The sequence below is a fragment of the Acinetobacter sp. ANC_7513 genome (assembly GCF_056779915.1).
On sequence record NZ_JBWYIW010000010.1, the window covers coordinates 104,922 to 128,114 of the forward strand.

22 protein-coding genes are annotated in these 23,193 nt (G+C 37.7%); 13 read left to right on the forward strand and 9 right to left on the reverse strand.

Annotated features, from left to right (window positions below; all coding sequences use genetic code 11):
• Positions 1–2: 2 nt before the first annotated feature.
• Positions 3–1,133 carry a YdcF family protein gene (locus AC1M9B_RS11460; protein WP_481589292.1) on the forward strand — a complete coding sequence of 377 codons (1,131 nt, stop codon included), beginning with the start codon at positions 3–5 and terminating at the stop codon, positions 1,131–1,133.
• The gene (locus AC1M9B_RS11465; protein ID WP_035266046.1) at positions 1,133–2,161 is read left to right on the forward strand and encodes an alpha/beta hydrolase; all 1,029 of its coding nucleotides are present in this window, start codon (positions 1,133–1,135) and stop codon (positions 2,159–2,161) included. Before AC1M9B_RS11460 ends, AC1M9B_RS11465 begins: the two co-directional genes overlap by 1 nt.
• Before the next feature lie 36 nt (positions 2,162–2,197).
• Here AC1M9B_RS11465 and AC1M9B_RS11470 read toward each other — a convergent pair whose 3' ends face one another.
• The 4 genes from AC1M9B_RS11470 to AC1M9B_RS11485 all read right to left on the reverse strand — a co-directional run bounded on the left by AC1M9B_RS11470 (position 2,198) and on the right by AC1M9B_RS11485 (position 7,331).
• Positions 2,198–3,868, reverse strand: a complete 1,671-nt coding sequence (locus AC1M9B_RS11470) for an FMN-binding glutamate synthase family protein (RefSeq protein ID WP_481609130.1) — start codon at positions 3,866–3,868, stop codon at positions 2,198–2,200.
• A gap of 110 nt (positions 3,869–3,978) precedes the next feature.
• Positions 3,979–5,145 (reverse strand): ribosomal protein uL16 3-hydroxylase, encoded by a 1,167-nt coding sequence (locus tag AC1M9B_RS11475; RefSeq protein ID WP_481609131.1) that lies wholly within the window; start codon positions 5,143–5,145, stop codon positions 3,979–3,981.
• Between the two features lie 1,191 nt (positions 5,146–6,336).
• Positions 6,337–6,948: a Maf family protein gene (locus AC1M9B_RS11480; RefSeq protein WP_481609132.1), complete on the reverse strand. Its 612-nt coding sequence runs from the start codon at positions 6,946–6,948 to the stop codon at positions 6,337–6,339.
• The gene (locus AC1M9B_RS11485) at positions 6,948–7,331 is read right to left on the reverse strand and encodes a DUF2237 family protein (RefSeq protein WP_035269188.1); all 384 of its coding nucleotides are present in this window, start codon (positions 7,329–7,331) and stop codon (positions 6,948–6,950) included. The genes AC1M9B_RS11480 and AC1M9B_RS11485 overlap by 1 nt, the downstream gene beginning before the upstream one ends.
• Before the next feature lie 138 nt (positions 7,332–7,469).
• Between AC1M9B_RS11485 and AC1M9B_RS11490 the strand changes: the two genes are divergently transcribed.
• The 4 genes from AC1M9B_RS11490 (at position 7,470) to AC1M9B_RS11505 (ending at position 11,123) form a co-directional block, all read left to right on the forward strand.
• On the forward strand, positions 7,470–8,657 hold the full coding sequence (locus AC1M9B_RS11490) for a phosphoglycerate kinase (RefSeq protein ID WP_035269172.1): 1,188 nt from the start codon (positions 7,470–7,472) through the stop codon (positions 8,655–8,657).
• Positions 8,658–8,778: 121 nt separating this feature from the next.
• Positions 8,779–9,027: a hypothetical protein gene (locus AC1M9B_RS11495; protein ID WP_035269170.1), complete on the forward strand. Its 249-nt coding sequence runs from the start codon at positions 8,779–8,781 to the stop codon at positions 9,025–9,027.
• Between the two features lie 132 nt (positions 9,028–9,159).
• On the forward strand, positions 9,160–10,197 hold the full coding sequence (gene fba, locus AC1M9B_RS11500; RefSeq protein WP_035269168.1) for a class II fructose-bisphosphate aldolase: 1,038 nt from the start codon (positions 9,160–9,162) through the stop codon (positions 10,195–10,197).
• A gap of 77 nt (positions 10,198–10,274) precedes the next feature.
• On the forward strand, positions 10,275–11,123 hold the full coding sequence (locus tag AC1M9B_RS11505) for an EamA family transporter (RefSeq protein WP_481609133.1): 849 nt from the start codon (positions 10,275–10,277) through the stop codon (positions 11,121–11,123).
• A 23-nt stretch (positions 11,124–11,146) separates the two neighbouring features.
• On the opposite strand, the gene AC1M9B_RS11510 is transcribed toward AC1M9B_RS11505, so the two are convergent.
• A complete protein-coding gene (locus tag AC1M9B_RS11510) occupies positions 11,147–11,800 on the reverse strand; it encodes an A1S_1983 family putative colistin resistance protein (protein ID WP_481609144.1) in 654 nt (217 codons plus the stop codon).
• Positions 11,801–11,898: 98 nt separating this feature from the next.
• On the opposite strand from AC1M9B_RS11510, the gene ispF reads away from it, so the two are divergent.
• On the forward strand, positions 11,899–12,384 hold the full coding sequence (gene ispF, locus AC1M9B_RS11515) for a 2-C-methyl-D-erythritol 2,4-cyclodiphosphate synthase (RefSeq protein ID WP_092767822.1): 486 nt from the start codon (positions 11,899–11,901) through the stop codon (positions 12,382–12,384).
• Between the two features lie 10 nt (positions 12,385–12,394).
• Here the strand turns inward: ispF and AC1M9B_RS11520 are convergent, their stop codons facing one another.
• The 3 genes from AC1M9B_RS11520 to AC1M9B_RS11530 all read right to left on the reverse strand — a co-directional run bounded on the left by AC1M9B_RS11520 (position 12,395) and on the right by AC1M9B_RS11530 (position 15,197).
• Positions 12,395–12,919, reverse strand: coding sequence for a phosphatase domain-containing putative toxin (locus tag AC1M9B_RS11520; RefSeq protein ID WP_481609134.1), 525 nt, complete (start codon positions 12,917–12,919; stop codon positions 12,395–12,397).
• Positions 12,920–12,967: 48 nt separating this feature from the next.
• A complete protein-coding gene (locus AC1M9B_RS11525) occupies positions 12,968–14,059 on the reverse strand; it encodes a 3-deoxy-7-phosphoheptulonate synthase (protein WP_051586615.1) in 1,092 nt (363 codons plus the stop codon).
• A 262-nt stretch (positions 14,060–14,321) separates the two neighbouring features.
• Positions 14,322–15,197: a sulfite exporter TauE/SafE family protein gene (locus tag AC1M9B_RS11530; RefSeq protein ID WP_481597818.1), complete on the reverse strand. Its 876-nt coding sequence runs from the start codon at positions 15,195–15,197 to the stop codon at positions 14,322–14,324.
• Positions 15,198–15,383: 186 nt separating this feature from the next.
• Here AC1M9B_RS11530 and lpxB point away from each other — a divergent pair, with 186 nt between their 5' ends.
• Positions 15,384–16,553 (forward strand): lipid-A-disaccharide synthase, encoded by a 1,170-nt coding sequence (lpxB, locus tag AC1M9B_RS11535; RefSeq protein ID WP_481597819.1) that lies wholly within the window; start codon positions 15,384–15,386, stop codon positions 16,551–16,553.
• 36 nt (positions 16,554–16,589) lie between these two features.
• On the opposite strand, the gene AC1M9B_RS11540 is transcribed toward lpxB, so the two are convergent.
• A complete protein-coding gene (locus tag AC1M9B_RS11540; RefSeq protein WP_481609135.1) occupies positions 16,590–17,465 on the reverse strand; it encodes a DUF2797 domain-containing protein in 876 nt (291 codons plus the stop codon).
• A gap of 31 nt (positions 17,466–17,496) precedes the next feature.
• Here AC1M9B_RS11540 and AC1M9B_RS11545 point away from each other — a divergent pair, with 31 nt between their 5' ends.
• The 5 genes from AC1M9B_RS11545 (at position 17,497) to AC1M9B_RS11565 (ending at position 22,835) form a co-directional block, all read left to right on the forward strand.
• Complete coding sequence (locus AC1M9B_RS11545; RefSeq protein WP_092767830.1) at positions 17,497–17,964, forward strand: DUF6231 family protein; 468 nt, start codon at positions 17,497–17,499, stop codon at positions 17,962–17,964.
• A 101-nt stretch (positions 17,965–18,065) separates the two neighbouring features.
• Positions 18,066–18,680, forward strand: a complete 615-nt coding sequence (locus AC1M9B_RS11550) for a YidB family protein (RefSeq protein ID WP_481609136.1) — start codon at positions 18,066–18,068, stop codon at positions 18,678–18,680.
• Positions 18,681–18,842: 162 nt separating this feature from the next.
• Positions 18,843–19,304 (forward strand): hypothetical protein, encoded by a 462-nt coding sequence (locus tag AC1M9B_RS11555; RefSeq protein ID WP_481593702.1) that lies wholly within the window; start codon positions 18,843–18,845, stop codon positions 19,302–19,304.
• Positions 19,301–20,896: an FAD-dependent oxidoreductase gene (locus AC1M9B_RS11560; protein ID WP_481609137.1), complete on the forward strand. Its 1,596-nt coding sequence runs from the start codon at positions 19,301–19,303 to the stop codon at positions 20,894–20,896. Before AC1M9B_RS11555 ends, AC1M9B_RS11560 begins: the two co-directional genes overlap by 4 nt.
• Before the next feature lie 61 nt (positions 20,897–20,957).
• The gene (locus AC1M9B_RS11565) at positions 20,958–22,835 is read left to right on the forward strand and encodes a 5'-nucleotidase C-terminal domain-containing protein (RefSeq protein WP_481609138.1); all 1,878 of its coding nucleotides are present in this window, start codon (positions 20,958–20,960) and stop codon (positions 22,833–22,835) included.
• Positions 22,836–23,193: the final 358 nt, after the last annotated feature.

The following is a 23,193-nucleotide window of genomic DNA, read 5'->3' on the forward strand; positions in this document are numbered from 1 at the left end:
GTATGTCTAGAAAACATTGGATGGTGGCAACGGTGCGTATGATGGCGATCATATTCGCACTTTTGGGCTGTCTCATGGTTTTCTGGTATACACCATTTTATTCAGCACTTGTTGTGAAATCACTTCACGCATTTGTCCCTATCAAAGTTGACGAAATTGCGGCCAAGAGCCAGCAAATGGCAGCGTTAACTGATAAGGAGGATTTGGAGCCTGGTTCAAGGCTGTGGATTGCAAGACAAGCTTATCTCAAACTTATTGAAGAACAATTGAATGATCAAGGGGCTGAACAGCTTGCTGAAATTCAAACTCGCTATGTGTTATTAAAACAAAAAATTAAAGATGAATTGCTTACAGATATAAATACAAAGAATGAAACTAAAGAGGATGTTGTCTTCGCAATTGATCAGCCTGATTTAGCCAGTGATGTTGCCATAAGCCAAACTGATTCAACAAATTCATCCATCAATGAAGAAAAAAATCAGCGCTTGGCTTTAATGGAAAAATATGAATTTTTCCTTAGAAATCATCCTTTAGAAGAAGATGAGGTTCAAACATTAGATCCGCAAATCTATAAAGATATCGCGTTGATTCAAAATGAAAATAAAACTTTATCAAATCAGAAAGATAAACCTTATGCGATAGTTGTGTTGGGTGGTGGGTTGACGCTAGGGGATAATAAAATTGATATTGTAGTTAATGATTACACACGCTCTAGACTAGAAAAAACACTTGAGATTGAGAAGCAAACGGATTTACCTATTGTGTTGAGTGGTGTTGAAGCACCGTACATGCAAGCGTGGTTAGCATCGCGTGGGGTAGAAGCGAATCTATTAGAGCAACGCAGCATGAATACCTGTGAGAATACACGCTTTAGTTCATTATTATTACAAAAAAAAGGAGGAGCGCCGACAGTGATTCTGATTACCGATCGTTATCATATGACTCGTACACGACGTCTTTTTGCTTTGAACGGTATCAAGACAATTCCTGTTGAAGCACCCATGCCTACAATGCTGACAACATGGCGTCCTAGCCAATTAAATTACGATCACAGTCGTCGTGCAAATTATGAATTACTTGCCACGATCAGAGATGTAATGTTTGGCTCTAGCGGTTGTCGGGAGGTGCCATAATGTCTGATATTCCATTTCTGAATCCAAATGTGTTGAAACAACTCGATTTACCCATTCCGAATCGAGAACAAACACCATTAAGGTTGGAACCTTTAAACTTAAATCGACCTTATTCACCTTCGAAAGAGATTCAAGCTTATCGTCATCTTTACGCACTTGATCGTCTTGAAGCGAATTATTGGCAGGGTTATATCAAAATGCCTTTGTTCAAACTTCATGTGCAGGTGTATCAACCTCGCATAGAGCAGGTGAAAGGTACTGTATTCTTATTGCATGGCTATTTGGAACACAGTGGGATTTACCAACCAATTATTGGTGAATTGCTGGATCAAGGTTTTAGTGTTTTGACCTATGATTTGCCAGGACATGGGTTAAGTGATGGCAATGCTGCCAGCATTCAGAACTTTGATCATTATCAGCAAGTACTCCATGCGGTTCACCAATATGTAAAACAAGCTGATCAATTGCCTAAACCATGGCTAGGTATCGGACAGAGTACTGGTGGTGCAATTTGGATGCATCATTTGTTGGAGTTTGCTGAACAACGTAAAAATCCAATTGTAGAACGCGTATTGCTCTTGTCGCCATTAGTCAGACCTGCAAAAACAGCATGGTGGCATAATCCAGTAGGCTTGGGCATCATTCGCCGTATCAAACGTGAAGTTCCAAGACATTTTAAGCGCAATAATCACAACCCTGAATTTTTAAGATTTGTACGTCTAAAAGATCCACTACAACCGCGTATGATGGGGATGGATTGGATATTAGCAATGTCAAAGTGGATGTTGGAAATGGAAAATCGACCTGCATGCCGAATTCCAGTTTGGCTCGCTCAAGGTGCCCAAGATCAAACCGTAGACTGGCGTTATAATATCGAATTTATACGCAGAAAGTTTCGCCTTCAGACCTTGCTCATGTTAGAGGAGGGATCTCATCAGTTGATCAATGAGCGTGCGGATATACGGGCAGCATTAACGGGTTTAATCCCAGCATTCTTACATGCGCAAAGTCATAAAGGATACTTTTAAAATAAAGGTGCTGATTTCAGCACCTTTTTGATGAAACTAGAATTTGCTGGCATCTGCCAAATTCCACATTCTGAAATAGAAATTTTCTTCGTCTTTATCTTTACAGTTCAATAGTTGACCTGATTCTAACCAAAAATGTAATTGAGCATAATTTTTGATTTCACGATCATTTATACGTTGCGCGAGATGATGAGCTTTAATTTCACTCGGATGATTTAAACCTGCAGCTGCTATCATTTCTGCTAGTGCATGTAATGTGTTTTTGTGGAAATTATAAACACGTTCTGCTTTCGTTGGTACATGGACTGCTTTTTGGCGCTCAGCATCTTGTGTTGCTACCCCAACTGGACACTGATTGGTATGGCAACTTTGAGCTTGGATACAACCGACAGCAAACATAAATCCACGAGCTGAATTCACCCAATCTGCACCCAAGGCAAAGGTACTTGCAATATCAAAAGCACTGATGATTTTACCACTTGCACCAATTTTTACTTTATCTCTTAATCCAGCACCTATTAAGGTATTGTGTGCAAACAAGAGCGCTTCACGCAGTGGTGTTCCGATATTATCGCTAAATTCAATCGGTGCAGCACCGGTTCCACCTTCTGATCCATCTACGACGATAAAATCAGGAACAATATTGGTTTCAAGCATCGCTTTGACAATACTCATAAATTGCCAAGGCTGTCCGATACATAATTTGAATCCAACAGGTTTACCACCTGATAGTTCACGTAACTTTTGAATAAAATGCATCATTTCAATCGGTGTATTAAAGCTAGGGTGGCTTGGCGGGGAAATACAATCGCGATCACGAGGAACACCACGAATCTTCGAAATTTCTTCTGTAATCTTATGTTTGGGTAAAATACCGCCGTGACCTGGTTTTGCACCTTGAGAGAGTTTTAGCTCAATCATTTTGATATTGGGATGTTTGGCTTGAGCTTTAAATTTTTCAGGATCAAATAGACCGTCTTCAGTTCGACAACCAAAATATCCACTGGCGATTTGCCAAACAATATCTCCATTATTTTCAAGATGGTAGGGGCTTAGGCTTCCTTCGCCAGTATCATGATAGAACTGACCCATGTGGGCACCGAGATTAAGTGCGCGTATTGCATTAGCACTTAAACTCCCAAAACTCATTGCTGAGATATTCATGATTGATGCACTATAAGGTTGAGCGCACTGATCATTACCCACTTTAATACGGAAGGTGCTGGTATCAGCTGGGAGTTTCGGTGCAAGAGAGTGAGTAATGAAACGATAGTCATCTTGATATACATCAATAATTGAACCAAAAGGCTTATCAGCATTTTCATTCTTTGCACGCTGATAAACTAAGCTACGTTGCATTCTTGAAAAGGGTAAAGCGTCTTGGTCTGATTCAATAAAATATTGACGAATTTCGGGTCTGAAATCTTCAAATAAGAAGCGAAAATGCCCCATGATTGGGTAGTTCTTTAAAATCGAATGTTTATTTTGAAGTACATCATATAGGCCTAAGATACTGAGTAAACTGGTCAGTAGCCAAATAATATTGATCACACTGTCGGATAGAAAATAATAAATATAATGGGGGCTGTAAAATAGCCTAAGCCATGTAATACTCAGGGCGATGATAATACATGCGAACCATACAGAATGTCTTGAAAAAAAAGTGTTCAGTAATTTATGTCTTATTGCTTGAGCAGGACTTGCCATTTTTATTTTCCATCGTTCTTTACTGCAATTACCATACGAACTTCTATGGAATCAGACAAGTAGTGAATTGTTAGCTTACAGCTGTAAGCTAACAATTTATATTTATGGGTTTAGTTTTCTTCCGAAGGAAGCAACATAATGATCGAATTATTCAAGAGTTCCGCGAGATCTTCAAGAATGTGTTGATCATATAAATTTTCATCCAAAGCGATCATTTTACCATCAGCGATACGTTTTAAATGGGGTTTAAATTCTTCGGAGATGCATAAGCGTTCTCCATTTGCCCAAAAGTTAAGTTCATCATTGAAGTTGCTATAAAGCAAACGTGAAGCAGGTTCGATTTTTAATAAATAACCTTCTTCAAGTGCTTCTTCTAAATCACCTGTTCCAATTTCGTCATTTTCTGGAATATTGTTAGGATAACCAGGTTGCGAAGCGAGACACATGATGGCTTCATTTAGCATCTCAGGATTTTGCAGTTGAGCTAAAAGTTGTTCGCGCAAATAGCTAAGCTCATGATCTGAAATTTCGCCGACAGCAGTGCTGACAGAGCGTGTGATATCTAATAATGGTTTTTTCAGTTGCTCTTGTTCTGAAAAAGAATCACCAAGACTATCCATCATGTCTGAGATATTTGGCATGCGGAAACCGAAAGAATAGGTTAAACACTCATCTTCAGCTACGCCATAATGAGAAAGACCAGGTGGGACATATAGTAAATCTCCTGGCGCCAAAACTTCATCAAAATGAACTTCCATTTCTTGCAAAAGTTTTAAAGGCTGACCTGCAACGAGTGCTGTCTGTTCATCACACATTTGGCCTAATTGCCAACGGCGATGTCCGTAACCTTGAACTAAAAATACATCATAAAAATCGAAGTGTTTACCGACAGAACCACCTTGTGGTGCGTAAGACACCATAATATCTTCACGACGCCATTGAGGAATAAAAGGAAATTTTTTCCATAACTCAGCAAGATCAAACGAATAGTGATCGACCGCTTGAACGAGTAGTGTCCATAATTTTGGCATTTTTTGGAAGTCTGCTTTGAGTAGTGGTGATGACTTCACATTCCATTGGTTAGGGTCGCGATCTTTTTGTTTGATTAAACGCGCAGTCACGTTTTCATCGAGTGCAAGCTCCATAACATCATTGGGTTCAAGTAAACCCACAATTTCAGGAACTGCATTACGAACGAGGAGAGGTTTTTTTTGCCAATATTCCGTAAGGAATTGCTCAGCGCTAATACCGCCGAGAACGTCTAAAGTTTGGGACATAATAAGGACTACAATTTAGTTTGGCTTATTGTCCCTTGAACGATGCAAGTTCTGCAAGTGACACGGCTTTAAAAGCGCATGTTTTCTTGCTTATGGATGATACAAATGAATATGAAAAAAATGAATATAGCTATTTTAAAGAAATAATTAATTTACACTTTGAGGGGAATTTCATATCGTATAACAGCCATTATGTTAAATGAGGCAGATTTATTGAATCAAATATTAACTAAACTAATCATCATCAAAAGGGCTTTCAGCACCAAAACTATTTATACAAGATTTGGATGTATATAAAAGCCCACCTCCTGAAGAATGAATGCTGACCAAGAAGTCTTTTGTTTCGAAAATTTCAGGAGGGGGTATAAGGTATATTTTTTCTTGAACTACAAATCTGTAGACTAAGTTAAGTAAAAAAAGTGCGCTAGCTGAGTCTAATAGATTTTTTAAGTTCGCGAGATTTCTATTAATCTCACGATCATGCTTAATTTTATTATGGTGATTCCACCATAAAATTGTTTCATCGCTATCTATCTTATCAAATGGAGTGAATTTTAAAGATGTATATTTAATTTTTACGTCAGACTTTAAGAGAGATAGACTTTGTAGTTGTGTTTCATCTTTATAGTATTCACGAAAATCTCTAAAGTTGAATGAATTACCACTATTAGATGTACAAGCTTAAAAAAATTGCTTCAATTTCTGAACAAATTGTAAGATACAAATTCATTATTTCTATAGAAAAAGTTTCATTGTTTCTAATGTAAAAATCTACGTGAGTACTAAATTCTTTTAGTTTTTTTTCTATATGTAGAAATCTATTCCAGAAGTTATCATGCATATGTATCCCCCTAAAGATAGTATCCAAAATTGAAAAAAACTTTAACAATGATAACTTAAACTAAGATAATGGATGTTATACAAAGTTTCTTAACTTGTTCATGTAATTCATATTCTTAACTTGAAATGAACAACCCAAATATGATCATTTGAACTTTTTTACAATTTCTATGTTTTGAGATCGCTTATCGATCAATTTTCCAAAGCTTTGTGTAGATAAATTAATTTAGCTCAGTTGTAATTATTTGAGCTAAAAATAGGGTATTTATTTCATTCATCAGTTGCTAGTAACAAATAATTCCAAAAAAACCGAGTTATTGAACTCGGTCTTATTTATTAATAAGCAACGTATCAAGGCACTAGAATTTTCAATTCACGTAAAATCTTACACAATTGTATCATCGGCATACCCATTAAAGTTGTTTGATCCTGACCGATCATTTCTTCAAATAAGCTGATGCCCAAACTTTCACATTTGAAACTTCCAGCACATTGTAAAGGTTGTTCAAGTGCGACATAACGCTGAATTTCTTCAAGATTCAAATGCCTAAATTTGACCTTATAATGTTCAACAATGGTTTCTTCAAACCCAGATGAAGCGTGTTGAACACTCAAAGCTGTACTGAAATAAACAATTTTTCCTGAATTTGCTTGAAGTTGTTTGATTGCTTTTTCAGGAGATAAAGGTTTTCCAATAAATATATCAGGTGCGCCTTCACGCCAAGCTACCTGATCAGAACCAATTACGATCGCATCTCGATCTTTCTCAGCAAAATATTTTGCTTTTTCATATGCAAGTCGATAGGCAAGATCATCGGCATGGCTTTCCCCACGCGGAGTCTCATCGATATCGGGTGATATTTGTTCAAAATCGATATGTAATCGATTAAGTAGTTCCTTACGTGTCTGACTGCCAGAAGCTAAAATAATTCTTGCTGACGTTGAAGCAACATGATGATTCATTACACTGAGAATTCCATTAAAATGTCGATCGGGACATAAGCAAGTACTGATTGATGACAAGCCTGAAGTTTTAAATTCGGTGCCATATCATTCTGATAAGCTTCAACCCAGCGCGTCACACAAATACACCAGAAATCACCAGGCTTTAAACCGGGAAAACCAACTTCGGGTAGTGGTGTTGTCAAATCATTCCCAATTCGTTGCGAGAAACTTAAGAATTCAGACGTCATTTCGGCACAGACTGTATGTTGACCTAAATCAGAGGGTGCAGTGTGGCAAAAACCATTTCTGAAATATCCTGTAATAGGATCAAAACAACAACTGGCGAGCGGTTCGCCGAAAACATTTAAACGATTAATACTTGGATCTGGATGGATAGACATAGCAACACTTTGTGGTTCGACTCCATCTATCATAATCAAATCTAAAGATTTCTACAGCTTTTCTGAAATTTTACTCACCTTTTTTAGCATAATCATTTAGAATCTATGCGGTTTTGATATCTATAAAGTGAGCTATACATGAACTTTCAGCGTATGACTGACCTCGATTTAGCAGGTAAACGTGTTCTGATCCGTGAAGACTTAAACGTTCCTGTTAAAAATGGTGTGATTACGAGTGATGCACGTTTACGCGCTGCATTACCAACAATTAAAGCCGCTCTTGAAAAAGGCGCAGCAGTAATGGTTTATTCTCACCTTGGTCGTCCAGTTGAAGGTGAGCCTAAAGCTGAACAATCACTCGCACCTGTTGCTGCCTACTTAACTGAAGCATTGGGTCAAGAAGTTAAATTACTCACTGAATATTTGGATGGTGTTGAAGTTGCGCCAGGCCAAGTTGTGTTACTTGAAAACTGTCGCTTTAACACAGGCGAAAAGAAAAATAATCCAGAGTTAGCAGCAAAATATGCAGCACTTTGTGATGTGTTTGTGATGGATGCATTTGGTACTGCACATCGTGCAGAAGCATCGACAGAAGGTGTGGCTCGTCTTGCTAAAGTTGCAGCAGCAGGTCCATTACTTGCCGCTGAATTAGACGCACTCGGTCGTGCGCTTCAGACGCCTGAAAAACCAATGGTTGCTATCGTAGCGGGTTCAAAAGTATCGACTAAACTGGATGTTTTAACGTCGTTATCAGATATTTGTGATCAGCTCATTGTCGGTGGCGGTATTGCGAATACATTCTTAGCAGCTGCGGGCTATAACGTTGGTAAATCACTTTGTGAAAATGACTTAATCGATACAGCTAAAGCAATTGCTGCGAAAGTATCGGTTCCATTGCCAACAGATGTTGTTGTTGCTGACGCATCAGAAATTAACTTTGATGACTTCCTAGGCTCATTAGCGGCAGCAAAAGCCGTAGTGAAAAAAGTTGAAGATGTTGCTGACAATGACATGATTCTTGATGTTGGTCCAGAAACAGCTCAAGCATTTGCTGAAATTTTAAAAACTTCAAAAACAATTCTTTGGAATGGTCCAGTAGGCGTATTTGAGGTTGATCAATTTGGTGAGGGCACGAAAGCGCTATCTTTAGCGATTGCAGAATCTGAAGGTTTCTCTATTGCCGGTGGTGGTGATACTTTAGCTGCGATTGATAAGTATGAAGTTGCTGACAAAATTGGTTATATCTCAACGGGTGGGGGTGCTTTCCTTGAATTTGTAGAAGGCAAGACATTACCAGCAGTCGCTGTTCTACTTGAACGCGCTTAATTGGATTTAAGAAAAAAGACCTTCTAAGAAGGTCTTTTTTTTATGACTAATTTTCGTCATGAAAATGAAATAATTTTGAAATATTATGATCATAATCTGATTTATCATGCGGAATAACATCATGAAATTACAATTAGGCGTAATTGCACTATTGGCTGCTACTCTTGCAATGACGGCTTGTTCTAAACAAGAAAGTGCACCAGCTGCAGATCAAACATCAACATCAGAAGTTGCTGTTGAAGCATCAGATATTAGTGCTGAACAACAAGCGGCTATCGATGCTATTGATCAGCCATTACAAGATGAAAATAATACTGATGTTCCTGAAGAAGTTGCAAATGCACCTGCTGATCAAGCAACGGCGGAGTGATTTTCTACTTCAATAAGTATTAAATTGAAAATCTCCCTGCAATTGCAGGGATTTTTTATGAAATACTGTCAATTGTTGCTGAATTGAAACACAGGTCAGGTTAGAATATGGAGCATTACCTGGGAGGAAATTATGGCTCTTATTTCAATGCGCCAGCTCTTGGATCACGCCGCAGAACATAGTTACGGCGTACCAGCGTTTAACGTAAACAACTTAGAACAAATGCGCGCGATTATGTTAGCCGCAGATGAAACAAATTCACCTGTTATTGTTCAAGCATCTGCTGGTGCTCGTAAATATGCTGGTGCTCCATTCTTACGCCATCTTATTTTGGCTGCAATCGAAGAATGGCCACACATTCCAGTTGTGATGCACCAAGACCATGGTACTGATCCTGACGTTTGCCAACGCTCAATCCAATTGGGCTTTTCATCAGTAATGATGGATGGTTCATTAGGTGCAGATGGTAAAACACCAACAACTTATGATTACAACGTAGATGTAACTCGTCGTGTTGTTCAAATGGCACATGCGTGTGGTGTATCTGTAGAAGGTGAGATTGGTTGCCTAGGTAGCCTTGAAACTGGTCTGGCTGGTGAAGAGGATGGTGTTGGCGCTGAAGGTGTTCTAGATCATTCACAACTCCTTACTTCGGTTGAAGAGGCGACTCAATTTGTCGCTGATACTAACGTTGATGCGTTAGCAATTGCAGTTGGTACTTCACATGGCGCTTATAAATTTACGCGTCCACCTACAGGTGATATTTTAGCGATTGATCGTATTAAAGAGATCCACGCTGCACTTCCAAATACTCATCTTGTAATGCATGGTTCAAGTTCAGTACCACAAGAATGGTTAGCGATTATTAACCAATACGGTGGTGATATCAAAGAAACTTACGGTGTTCCTGTTGAGCAGTTGGTTGAAGCAATTAAACACGGTGTACGTAAAATCAATATCGACACTGACTTACGTTTAGCTTCAACAGGTGCTATGCGTCGTATGATGGCTGAAAAACCAAGCGAATTTGATCCACGTAAATTCTTTGCTCAAACTGTTGAAGCAATGAAGCAAATCTGTGTAGATCGTTATACTGCATTTGGTACAGCAGGTCATGCTGACAAGATTCGCCCTATTTCTTTAGAGAAAATGGTAGATCGTTATAAATAATTAATAAGATTATTTATAATTTTAAAAAGCCCACAGTGATTGTGGGCTTTTTCTTGAATAAAAAACAAGAGCAAATTATGGAACTGATTTTTTCAGCAGCTTTATGCAGCGTACTAGTATCGATTTTATTGAAGTTTAGTAAGTCTCGTGGATTTGATGTCATGCAAATGATTGCATGGAATTATGCTATCGCCACGATACTCTGTTTTTTTTGGTTTAAGCCAGACCTCAACCAAATATCATTAACCTCCACACCTTGGTGGCTTATTGGGTTGTTGGGGATAGCATTACCCTCAATATTCTTGCTGCTTTCCAAATCACTTGATCAAGCTGGAATTATTAGAACTGAAATCGCACAAAGATTATCCGTTGTTCTTTCATTGTTGGCAGCCTATTTTCTTTTCCAAGAAAAATTTAGCACACTGAAATTGATTGGTATTGCATTGGGTCTAGGTGCAATTGTTTTGATCATTTTTTCTAAAAAATCAACACCAACATTGCAAACAAAAAAAGCAGGAATGTATTTGCTCGCAGTTTGGCTTGGCTATGCACTCGTAGATGTTATGTTAAAATACAGTACAAGTTTAGGGTTAAAATTTGCAGTCAGTTTAAACTTGATGTTTGTGTTTGCTTTCATTATTTCCATCGGATATTTGTCCCTGCGTCAAACATCATGGACATTGCAAAATTTTCTTGCTGGACTAAGTTTAGGTGTATTGAATTTTGCCAATATTGCACTTTATGTGAAAGCACATATGTTGTTAAAGGATTCACCCGCAATCGTATTCGCTGGCATGAATATTTTGGTCGTAGTGTTAGGTGTGATCGCAGGTATATTAGTTTTTAAAGAAAAAATAACCCTAAAAAACAGCTTAGGTATTCTGTTAGCGATCACAGGGGTGCTGTGTTTAGCATTCGCAATTTAACTGTGAACTTGCATTCATTCTGCTTAATCATATAGTCGATAGATTCCACTAAAGCGCTCACAGCCTGTTTGCTCAGTTGAGACAATCAGTAATGATTTTTGATATTTGAGTTTGTACTGACAATCATGCTCATTATCAATAATTTCGTGTTTGTTTTGAGTGGTTGTATAAGCCAATAATGGGATGGTCTGGGTTTCTAGGCGATTGTTAGGGCTACGATAAGCAATACCTTCAATTTTGACGCGATCCTTGCTTAATTGATGAATCTTAAGGTGTACAGGTTGCGCTGCAATTTTACCTTGTTCAAACTTGATGTAATGCTGAGTAAGCGTTTGATTCATTGACATGTAAAAGTTTAAATCATCAATGCGTTGATTGATTTGTAATGACACACAATTTTTATTTTTACACTGCTGCAGTCGATTCAGCCAAAGCTGTTGTGTATCTTGAACTAATCGAGTTGGTGCATCGGTAACTAAGTAGGATGTTAAAAAGCGTTCATTCAATTCATCTCTCAAAGATGAAAAATCAACAGCACAAATCATGGAATTTTTAAAACTTGATTGAGGCTTATCGCATTGAATAAGTTGTGCCTGTGCGACAGAAACACTGCTTAATCCAATGAAAAAGATAGAAATTAAAGGTTTCATCCAACTTGATACGCTTTTTGACAACATCATCGCTTATACTTTCAAATGTTTGCGCATCTACTATAGCGAACAAGAATCAAAGAATACAAGATTTCATTTTCAAAAACTGTGTAAAGGAGTTCAATGTGAGCTTAGCTATTCGTATAGGTCAAGGTATTGATGTTCATGCTTTTGAGGAAGGCGATTATGTCACATTGGCTGGTATTCGTATTCCGCATACACATGGTTTGAAAGCACACTCTGATGGAGATGTAGTTTTACATGCACTTTGTGATGCATTGTTGGGTGCTTTAGCGCTCGGTGATATTGGACAGCACTTTCCAGATACTGATGAACAGTTCAAAGGCGCGGACAGTAAGGTTTTATTAAAGCATGTTTATCAGTTGATATTGGATCGTGGTTATCAACTGAATAACGCGGATATTACAGTGGCTTGTGAGCGTCCAAAATTAGCGAAACATAATTTAGATATGCGTCAAAGTATTGCAGATGTACTTGATGTGGATATCAATCAGATTAGTATTAAAGCCACTACCACTGAAAAATTAGGGTTTACTGGTCGTCAGGAAGGAATCCTGTCTACAGCGACCGTATTAATTAGTCATCAATGAGCAATTTCGATCATTCAAAGTTTTGCGCTTTCATCAAAGAGGCTTGCAGTTCTTGAGTAGCTTTACGTCCTTGCAACTGTAAGCCGACCGCGTGCATTAAGCCAGTCCAAGTGTTGTTGGGTTCCCATACTTGGTGTAATAGCTCATGTGCAGTAGGTAAATCCATATTCATATAATGTAGTCGGTACAGATAGATTAATGAACTACATTGATGATTTTCGGTGCAATGTATCCAGACCATTTTCTCTTTAACGAGATGGTCGATCAGATCCAGCACAAATAAACATTGATCGTCATGTGGAAATTCTGGATCAATAGGGACTTGGATGTAGTTAAGACCAATTTCAGCACTTAAGCGATCTTCATGATTTAAGTTCGGTGTAGCATCATTAAAAGCGAGATTAACGATGGTATCGATACCATAGGCTTTAATTGATTTAAGTTGTTCTTCGTTTGGCTGACCTGAGCTAAACAAATGCTCATGAACAAATTGAAAATGGGGGATTGAGCTTAGTTTTTTTTCGAGTTGATCCATGATTTAACCTTATAAAAAAACGCCATCGTGTGATGGCGTTTAATCTGATTAACGTTGTGGTAGAACGTCTTTCAAAGCTGCATCCATTTCCAACAAAACTTTTTCAGTTGTTTCCCAATCGATGCATCCATCTGTAACAGACTTACCATACTCTAAATCGCAAAGATTTGCAGGAATATCTTGGCGGCCACCTTTTAAATGACTTTCAACCATAATACCTACGATCGATTTATTGCCATCTAAAATTTGTTCAGTGATATTTTTTAGAACCAATGGCTGAAGGTATGGGTCTTTATTAGAATTGGCATGACTCGCATCAATCATGATCTTGTTGCTTACTTTTGCTTTCGCCAATGCATTTTCAGCTTCTGCTACAGAGCCAGCATCATAATTCGGTTTGCCATTACCACCACGCAACACGACATGGGCATATTGGTTGCCTTTAGTACGAATGACCGAAACTTGACCTTGGTCATTTAAGCCAAGGAAACTATGGCCATGTTTTACAGATTGCATCGCATTGGTCGCAACAGTGAGACCACCATCCGTACCATTTTTAAAGCCGACTGGAGATGATAAACCTGAAGACATCTCTCGGTGTGTTTGGCTCTCTGTTGTACGTGCACCGATTGCTGACCAAGAAATTAAGTCTTGGTAGTACTGTGGAGAGTTTGGATCAAGCGCTTCAGTTGCGCATGGCAAACCTTTTTCATTGAGTTCAAGCAATAATTTACGACCTAAACGTAAACCTTTTTCAATGTTGAAAGAGTCATTCATGTCAGGGTCATTAATTAAGCCTTTCCAACCCACTGTTGTACGAGGCTTCTCGAAATACACGCGCATGATGATATAAAGCGTGTCTTTCACTTTTTCGCTTAAAACTTTTAAACGATCAGCATAATCATGAGCTGCTGCAGGATCGTGAATAGAGCACGGTCCAATGACTACGAATAAACGTTTGTCGTTGCCATCTAAGATATTACGTACAGTTTCACGACCTTTTAGGACTGTTTGGTATGCATTATCAGTTAACGGTAATTCTGTTTTTAATTCAGCAGGAGTAACAAGAGGCTGAATGCTTTGTACATTCACGTCATCAATGTCGTTTTGGGTGATAGAATTTGACTGTAAAGTATTCATTGCCGTCACTGGTTCGTTTTTACAAGAAAATGTTCAATCTATTGAATATAGCATGATTCAGTAGATCATTTGTTATCAAAAAGTTGAATGGATTTAATAAAAAAAAGTAATGAAATTGTCTTTTTGGTATTAATCAGAGTTTCTACTTGTATTGTATAGAATGATTTAATTTTTGAAAATTATTAAATTTAATAAATCATTTAATTTCACCTCAGTGAAATATACAGCTTCACTGAGGTTATAGTTTGAACATGATATTAAATTAAGACTGGGCTTGAGTTGAGGATTCAATAACTGCCTCAGGTGCGGTCACAGGTTTTGCTTTGACTGGATTAAGCATGAAGTTAACACCAATGGCAAATAAGGTGATACCCAGTACCTTGCGAATAATTTTTTCTGGTAAATGGGAGCTCACCAACGTACCAACGATGATTGCAGGAATCGATCCGACTAAAAGCCACATTAATAAATTGAAATCAACATTTCCTGAATTCATATGCCCCATACCTGCCACGAGCGTCAGTAAAACTGCATGGACAACATCAGAACCAATAATTCTAATCATAGGTAAATTAGGGAACATGATGATCAGCGCCATAATGCCGAATGCACCCGCGCCAACTGAAGATAAGGTCACAAAAATACCCAATACAATACCCATTAAAGCTATATATAAACGCTTCTGCTTTAATTTTTCTCGAGTTAATTCAACTTCCTCTTCAGTAACTTCTTTGGAAAATTTCTTGAAGAATTTTTCTACCTGGGTACGGAATACAATTGAAATACCAGTAATGGTCAGCATAAAGCCTAAGACCATCGTGAGAATGGCTTTGTAATGTGTAGATTGACTCAAATAGTTGTCTAAAACCCAAGTTGTGGCTAAAGAGGCTGGAATACTTCCGATCGCAAGCCAAATGACGATGGGCCAAACAATATTAAGCTTTTTTGCATGTACAAAAGAGCCGCAAAACTTAGAAATCGCGGCATAAAGTAGATCTGTACCAATTGCAATATGTGGTTCAATTTTAAATAAACCAATTAAGATAGGAGTCATAAGTGAGCCGCCACCTACGCCAGTAACCCCTACACAGAATCCAACTAAAACACCTGCTAAAATATATTCAATAGAACCGTACATCGTTTATGCTACTTATCAGAAAACCGGCATATCTTATGATTTTTGAATATATACTGTTGTCTTGATTATTCATTTACTTATTCAAAAATAAGATAAAGCATTGCTAAGTTAAGATATTTCAAGAACTCAATCTGTTATGAGCTGCTTATGTTAAGATACTTGTAGAGCATGAGAGAGGATATTCATTTGCAAAATCGAAAACTTAGAATTGGCATTGTGGTTGGTGAAGTTTCAGGTGATACCTTAGGCGCCAAATTAATACGTCGTTTTCGAGAGCAGGGAATTGATGCTGAATTTGAAGGAATTGGCGGTCCTCAAATGATTGCAGAGGGTTTTAAAAGCTATTATGCGATGGATATTCTATCGGTGATGGGAATTGTTGAAGTATTAAAAGATATTAAAAAACTTTTTGCGGTTCGAGATGGCTTGGTTGATCAATGGACTAAACAACCTGTTGATATTTTTATAGGGATTGACGCACCAGATTTTAACTTACGCTTAGCAAAAAAAATAAAGCAAAAATCGTTGCCAATTAAGACTGTTCAATATGTGAGTCCTTCAGTTTGGGCATGGCGTCAAGGTCGTGTTCATGGGATTAAAGCCTCAATTGACTTGGTGCTTTGCCTATTCCCATTCGAAAAAACTTTTTATGATCGATTTAATGTGCCAGCGGTATTTGTTGGACATCCTCTCGCTAATCAATTACCGCTGGAAAATCCTATACTCGATGCAAAGCAGGCGCTTGGTTTAAATCCTGCACAAAAACATATCGCATTGCTGCCTGGAAGTCGTCGTGGTGAAGTTGATAAGTTAGGGCCGCTTGTATTAGATGCAGCGAAGATTGTCCATCAAAAATATCCTGAGTATCAATTTTTAATTCCAGCCATCAATGAGGCTCGTAAACAACAAATTGAGCAGATCTTAATAGGTTACCCAGATAGGCTCAGAGATAATATCAAGTTAATGGAAAATATTGATGCGGAATCTAAAATAGGTCGGATGGTCATGGATGCCAGTGATATTGTGGCGTTGGCATCGGGTACTGCAACACTTGAGGCGATGTTATTGCATCGTCCCATGGTGACTTTTTATAAATTAAATAGTTTGACCTACTGGATTGCGAAACTTTTAGTGAAAATTCCTTATTATTCTTTACCTAATATTATTGCAGGTAAAAAAGTAATTCAGGAGTTAATCCAGAATGATGCAACTCCAGAAAACTTAGCACATGAGATTGAGTTGTTGATGAATATCGAAAACTCAAAAATACAATCTATGCAATTGTTGACGATGCACAAGCAACTATTGTCGGATCAAAATGAAGATCCAGTGCACGCAATTCTATCTATCCTTTAAAAAAAAGCCTCATATTGAGGCTTTATTGATTTAGCATTATGAATCAGCACGAATTTTTAATTCATAACCCGTATATTTGCGTATATTGATTACACCTGTGTCCATAATCAGATATTGTCCTTTGATACCGTGCAGTTTTCCACGTATGACTGGCGTTTTGTCTAAGTTATGCGATTTAATTTTTTCAGGATATTGATCGACAGGATAAATGAATTCATGAGGAAGTTCGTTTTCTAAAATTTCTACATTTTCATTGAAATCTAGGCTCATGCTGAACTCATCTCGAATAGTTTCAATTTGAGGTTCAAACTCCGTGAGCAATTCATCTCTGATCTCTAACAAATTTACCTTTTCCGCTTCACCTTTCAGCAATTTTCTCCAGTCTGTTTTATCAGCGACTTGCGTACCAAACATGACTTCAAGTTGTCCTGATAACCGACGAGAGCCCACTTTCATAATAGGTAAAGCTTGGGTAGCCCCTTGATCTAGCCAACGTGTTGGCATTTGACCTAAACGGGTAATGCCAACCTTTAATGCACTTGAATTGGCAAGATAGACAATATGGGGTTGAAAGCATACTTCTTGAGCAAAGCTTTCTTCACGACAAGTCCCTAAATGGTAATGGCATGTTTCTGGCTTCATAATACACATATCACAGGCTGCTTTCGTTTTCATGCATTTAAAGCAGTGACCTTGGGAGTATGATTTTGGTGTTTTATTCCCACAGGAAACACAGTAAATTTTGCCGGTCCATTCAATTTCAATTTCTTGACCTAAGTTGAACGGGAGATTGATTTCTGAACGATCTAAAATAAATTTATATTCAACATTTGCCTGTTGTGTTTGTTGTTCAGTTACACTTAGGTTGGTTAAACCAGCGTGCATTTTATGACAAATGCCCTGTAATTCCATGCTTTAATCTCACTCAAATAAGGTGCAGCTCATGGCTGAGAAAAATGTCATCACGTCAATGCTAGACGATTTATCTAAAGAACAGCCAATTCAAACTGCCGTATGTCTTGGTCAGGATCTCAGCCAAGACTATGCTCAAACAATCCAATGGAATCATTTTAACGTAACTGAATTTTTAATGCTTCCTTTTCAGCAACGCTATGATCTAGGTGTTGTGATTTTAAATAATGAACAGATGGATACACTATCAACCCATCATAAATCACAAATGCTGGTAAAACTGCGTGATTTAATGGCAAAAAGAATCGTCGTGTTGAGTCATATTGCAGATGAACAATTATTAAGAAGTCTGGGATTCACGCAGCTCATTGAGCAAAAAAATACAGAGCAAGATTTCGCCTTATGGCAATTCAATATTTTGAATTATAAGCATGTGCCAGATTGGTTTAATTCTAAGTTTTGGGCTAATCCAGAAAATTGGAATAAGTTTCGATGGTAATGGCAAACTTTGAGTTTATCAAAACACAACAATTTCAATGTACAAAGCCATGTTTTTAACGATATGCTGATCAATGAAAATAAGAATGTAAAGGTGTCTTGATGACAAATTTAAGTAATATCGTTGAAGTTTTAGCGAAACAGGCTTTAGGTGGTAATCCACAATCTAATCAATCGGGATTGGGTGGTGTACTTGGTTCGGTACTCGAGAGTTTAACGGGACAAAATAATCAGACCAATCAAAACCAACAACAAGGTGGATTGGGAGGGATTTTGGGATCTGTACTTGGTGGTTTATCGGGTAGTCAATCTGGTGGTGTAGGCAAATCATCAGGTCTAAACGCTCAAACCTTATTAATAGCAGTAGTTCCTTTAATTCTCAATTGGATTCAAAAAAATGGCGGTTTGCAAGGTGCACTTGATCAACTGAAAGGTCAGGGTCTGACGAGTCAAGTGGATGATTGGGTTTCAACTGGTCCTGGCGAAAATGCCAATGTCAGCACGCAACAGGTTCAAAATTTATTTGATCAGCAAGATGTAGAGCAAGTTGCACAAGAAGCGCAAGTTCCTAAACAGGATGTATACAGTGCGATTTCTTCAGTCTTACCACAAATTATTGATTCGCTTACACCTCAAGCAAATAAGACCGATCCACAAGAAGCGAATTCAGATATACAAAATGTGTTGAATCTTGTATCAGGATTTTTAAAGAAATAAAGTGAAATTAATTTGAGTTAAAAGCCGGATGTGACATACATTCGGCTTTTTTTATGCAATCGATCAAAGGATGTATGTGGAATAAAATTTAAACGATTGATATATTTCATAAAGAAGCATAGGACATGCTGAATAAAACAAAAATCATTGAGGGAGAAATTCATGATCCGTAAGGAGCATTTAATCACTGCTTCGTTGTCCTCGATTAAGGCAACCTATCAACAACTTTCATCCGCGCCACTTGCCATGAGACAAGGAGAATATAAGGCTCAGTTTATTGGTCCTTGGTGGTTAAGAGTGTCTGCAGCACCGAGTTTATTTTTAAGTGGATTGGGGGGATGGTTTGGGAAAAAATTCATCAATCAAAATTTAGTCACTAATATTTTACTCAATCGCGGGCAGAGAAGTGAAAAGCTTCAAATGGAGTGTCTTGAAGAGGCGTCTTTGATTGATGGAAAACAAACGATCGCCTTGTATTATGGCAAGACAGCACCAATTCCATGGCGTTGGGTGGTTGATGAGTTAAGACAGCTTGATGAACATACGATGTTATGTATGACTATCATTAATCTTCCTTTTTTAAAGCATTTTTCATTTCCATTTATTCTAAGTCGTGATGTATGAAATCAAAATTTGAATATGATGTCATTATTGTAGGTTCAGGCTTTGGTGGAAGTGTAGCTGCGCTAAGATTGTCTGAGCTTGGATTAAAAGTAGCTGTGCTAGAGCAGGGAAGAAGGCTCACTGAAGATGATTTACATCGAGCAAGTCGGAGTTCTAAATACTTAAATTGGGCACCGACGTTAGGGATGAAGGGTTTTCTTGCACAAGACGTATTCCAACATATGGGTGTGGTTCGAGGGGTTGCCGTTGGTGGTGGCAGTGTTGTTTATGCTGCTGTGTTGTTAAAACCAGGTCAAAAGTTTTATCGTGATCCAACTTGGAGTCATTTGTCAGAAGACTGGGAGAGGGAATTACAACCACACTATCAGATGGCTCAGTCCATGCTAGGTGTAAGTTTAAATCCATATAAAGGTCAGCAAGATGAGTGGTTAAAACAAACAGCAGAAAAAATGGGTTCTGGAGATAGTTTTGACACTGTACCACAGGGAATTTACTTTGGTGATCCTCATCAATGGGTGAGTGATCCACTTTTGAATGGTCAAGGTCCCGAACGAATAGGCTGTAATCAGTGCGGAAATTGTATAACGGGGTGTGCGCAGGGTGCGAAGAATAGTTTGGATAAAAACTATTTATATCTTGCAGAGAACAATGGAGTTGAGATTATTCCAGAAACCAAAGTGACTCATCTTTCACATGTTGATGGAAAATATATCATTCATACATATCAGTCATTTAACTCCAAAGAAAAACAAGATTACTCTGCGAAACAGGTCATTTTATCCGCAGGTGTTATAGGAACCGTTGAAATTCTGTTTGCTTCAAGAGAAGTGTACAAAACCTTACCGAATATTTCTGGTCAGTTAGGTGAGCATATTCGAACCAATAGTGAGGCGATTGTTGCAATCTCTAATAATGATAAAACAATAGATTTAACGAGAGGGACGACCATTTCCAGTCATTTTCATGCAGATGACAAAACACATATTACTCAGAATCGATTTCCAGCAAGTTATGAGTTTATGAAGTTTTATATGGGACCACTGGTCAATGGCGATCAACCTGTAAAACGTGCACTCCATGTTTTAAAGCATTTTTTTCTGCACCCCTTTGTTTCAACTCGATCATGGCGTTCTAAAAACTGGCATAAACGTGTCACTGTATTAACCGTCATGCAACAGGCAGACAATCAACTACGATTTGTATATGGACGTACTGCACTTAGAGGTTTTAGGCGTTTTTTGAAAACGCAGGTTTCAGTTGGAGAAAGAGCGCCGTCTTTTATACCGTTAGCAAATGAAGCTGCGGAAAAATTTGCTGAAGTAAGTGGTGGTCAAGCACAGAATAATATATTGGAAAGTATGGGGCACTTATCTGTTACAGCGCATATATTGGGTGGTGCAGTTATGGCTGAAGATTCCTCTAAAGGTGTGATTGACTCTAATCATCAGGTTTTTGGCTATCAAGGCTTATATGTGGTTGATGGAAGTGCGATTCCTGTGAATGTTGGTGTTAATCCGAGTTTGACCATCACGGCATTAGCTGAGCGATTTGCGGAAAAATATAAAATCAGTCATTTCGATAAAGTGTCATAAATCCACCATCATAATGTCATATCTTCGTTGAATACTCTTGGTTTAAAAAAGGAGTATTCAAATGAAGAACAAGATAAAAATAACAGGTCTTCTATTAACGACATCGTTATTGCTAAGTAGTTGTGGTGGAGATGACCAAAAATCCAACCCTAATATTACACAACTCTCAGAGTTAAAAATTCTTCATATTAATGACCATCACTCCCATTTAGATGCTGAAGAGCTTAGCTTTAATTTTGATTTAGGTCATGGTGAAGAACAACTAGTCGTTTCGCGTGGTGGATTTTCTCGTGTAGCAACATTTATGAATCTAATGGCAGAAAATCATCCGAATGTAATGAAAATTCATGCTGGTGATGCGATAACAGGAGATTTGTATTATAACCTCTCAAATGGAAAAGCTGACGCTGAAATGATGAATACAGTGTGTTTTGATACTTTTACCTTGGGAAATCATGAATTTGATGCAAAAGATCAAGGCTTAAAAGATTTTATTGGTTTTTTAGACGAAGGACACTGTATAGAGCAAACAGAGATTCTTTCTGCAAATGTTGAATTTGGGGTGAGTTCACCTTTATATCAGACAGATCGGATTCAAAAATCTATTGTTCTTGAGCGGGATGGGGAAAAATATGGGGTTGTGGGGCTCACCATTGCATCAAAAACTAAAAACTCCTCTCAACCAGATCAAGACACATTATTCCGAGATGAAATTACAGTAGCTCAAAATGAGATTAATCAACTCAAAAAACAGGGATTTAAAAAAATTATTTTACAAACACATGTAGGCTATGAACTAGATCAAAAATTAGCACAAGAACTTACGGATGTGGATGTGATAATTGGAGGCGACTCTCACACATTGTTTGGACCTCATATTTTAGAAAAGTATGGTATGTCTCCTGTCGCTGCCTACCCATTACAACTGAAAAATAAAAATGGCGAAACTGTTTGTGTTGCTCAAGCATGGCAATACAGTTATGTGGTTGGTGAACTTAACGTAAAATTTGATGCAGATGGTGCGGTTCAAAGTTGTGTGGGCACACCGCATGTATTAATTGGCGATGATTTTAAACGTAAGCAAAATAATGAAAGAGTCAGTGATCAAGAAATAAAATATATAGAACATCAATTCGAAAAAGAGCGAGCTCCTTTTTATATTGTTAAAGAAGATCAAAATATTTTGAGTGTCTTAGAGCCCTATAAGCAATCTAAAAAATTATTTGCAGCTAAAGTTGTTGGGCAGGCATTTGATAATTTATGTTCAAGACGTGTGCCGGGAACTCAATTTGATCGCTCACGATCATCTTTAGGTGATGTGTGTAATTTGAATGCGCATGTCGATGCCCATGGTGGTGATATTCAACAAATGGTTGCCGAAGCATTTCTTAAACAAGGCAAAGAATATTTTAATGCTGATATTTCATTTCAGAATGCAGGTGGAGTAAGAGTTGATTTGGCGAAAGGAAATATCACTGTAGCAGATGTCTACCAAGTCTTACCTTTCAAAAATACGCTCGTTCAATTGAATATGACTGGTCAAGAAATTAAAAATACGCTTGAAGATGCCATTTCAGGCGTGATTGAACAAAAGAATACTGGAAGTTATCCGTATACGGCTGGATTAACTTGGCAAGTTGATATGACGCAGCCTATTGGAAAGCGTATTACAAATATTCAAGTCAGAAATGGGTCTGACCAGCTCATGCCATTAGATTTAAATCAGTCATATAAAATTGTGACTATCAATTTTTTAGCTGATGGGGCTGATTACTATCATACATTGAAAAAAATTACAGGTGATCGTCGAATAGATGTTGGATTGGACTATGCAGAAGCATTCTTAAATTACTTAAATTCAATAGATGGTGATCAAGAAATAAAAACAATTCGAAAATTACCTACTTCATATTATAGTACTCAAAAATACATAGAATAAGATTTAGAGCTTTTTGATCTGAAAAACCCTAATTTAATTGGGGTTTTTTAATTTAATTAATCGTTTTTGTGTATTTTTTAGTGTAAAAAACATAAATTTGATTAAAAAATAAACATGCATGAGTTTTTGTTTAAATAAGGGGTTGCAAGGAAAGAAAAAATCTATAGAATGCACCCCATACCGACGAGATACACGGAAACGAACGAAGCAGGTTGCTGAGTTGTTAAGTGTTTCGAGTCCAGCTTCTAGCATTGACGAGATGTTAGAAAGATCATTAAGAGATTATGAAGAACAACTTGTGTGGATTTTTACTGGTTGATTGATCGATATATATTATCATTGATAATTGGTAGAAATT

Bases quoted from the DNA above. Each gene is read 5' to 3' on its own strand.
- AC1M9B_RS11465 (WP_035266046.1), top strand. From the start codon at position 1,133: ATGTCTGATATTCCATTTCTGAATCCAAATGTGTTGAAACAACTCGAT.
- AC1M9B_RS11495 (WP_035269170.1), top strand. From the start codon at position 8,779: ATGAAATTACAATTAGGCGTAATTGCACTATTGGCTGCTACTCTTGCA.
- AC1M9B_RS11555 (WP_481593702.1), top strand. From the start codon at position 18,843: ATGATCCGTAAGGAGCATTTAATCACTGCTTCGTTGTCCTCGATTAAG.
- AC1M9B_RS11475 (WP_481609131.1), bottom strand. From the start codon at position 5,145: ATGTCCCAAACTTTAGACGTTCTCGGCGGTATTAGCGCTGAGCAATTC.
- AC1M9B_RS11470 (WP_481609130.1), bottom strand. From the start codon at position 3,868: ATGGCAAGTCCTGCTCAAGCAATAAGACATAAATTACTGAACACTTTT.
- AC1M9B_RS11480 (WP_481609132.1), bottom strand. From the start codon at position 6,948: ATGAATCATCATGTTGCTTCAACGTCAGCAAGAATTATTTTAGCTTCT.
- fba (WP_035269168.1), top strand. From the start codon at position 9,160: ATGGCTCTTATTTCAATGCGCCAGCTCTTGGATCACGCCGCAGAACAT.
- AC1M9B_RS11540 (WP_481609135.1), bottom strand. From the start codon at position 17,465: ATGGAATTACAGGGCATTTGTCATAAAATGCACGCTGGTTTAACCAAC.
- AC1M9B_RS11530 (WP_481597818.1), bottom strand. From the start codon at position 15,197: ATGTACGGTTCTATTGAATATATTTTAGCAGGTGTTTTAGTTGGATTC.
- AC1M9B_RS11550 (WP_481609136.1), top strand. From the start codon at position 18,066: ATGACAAATTTAAGTAATATCGTTGAAGTTTTAGCGAAACAGGCTTTA.
- AC1M9B_RS11525 (WP_051586615.1), bottom strand. From the start codon at position 14,059: ATGAATACTTTACAGTCAAATTCTATCACCCAAAACGACATTGATGAC.
- AC1M9B_RS11545 (WP_092767830.1), top strand. From the start codon at position 17,497: ATGGCTGAGAAAAATGTCATCACGTCAATGCTAGACGATTTATCTAAA.
- AC1M9B_RS11505 (WP_481609133.1), top strand. From the start codon at position 10,275: ATGGAACTGATTTTTTCAGCAGCTTTATGCAGCGTACTAGTATCGATT.
- AC1M9B_RS11565 (WP_481609138.1), top strand. From the start codon at position 20,958: ATGAAGAACAAGATAAAAATAACAGGTCTTCTATTAACGACATCGTTA.
- AC1M9B_RS11510 (WP_481609144.1), bottom strand. From the start codon at position 11,800: ATGTTGTCAAAAAGCGTATCAAGTTGGATGAAACCTTTAATTTCTATC.
- AC1M9B_RS11460 (WP_481589292.1), top strand. From the start codon at position 3: ATGTCTAGAAAACATTGGATGGTGGCAACGGTGCGTATGATGGCGATC.
- AC1M9B_RS11560 (WP_481609137.1), top strand. From the start codon at position 19,301: ATGAAATCAAAATTTGAATATGATGTCATTATTGTAGGTTCAGGCTTT.
- AC1M9B_RS11520 (WP_481609134.1), bottom strand. From the start codon at position 12,919: ATGGATCAACTCGAAAAAAAACTAAGCTCAATCCCCCATTTTCAATTT.
- AC1M9B_RS11490 (WP_035269172.1), top strand. From the start codon at position 7,470: ATGAACTTTCAGCGTATGACTGACCTCGATTTAGCAGGTAAACGTGTT.
- AC1M9B_RS11485 (WP_035269188.1), bottom strand. From the start codon at position 7,331: ATGTCTATCCATCCAGATCCAAGTATTAATCGTTTAAATGTTTTCGGC.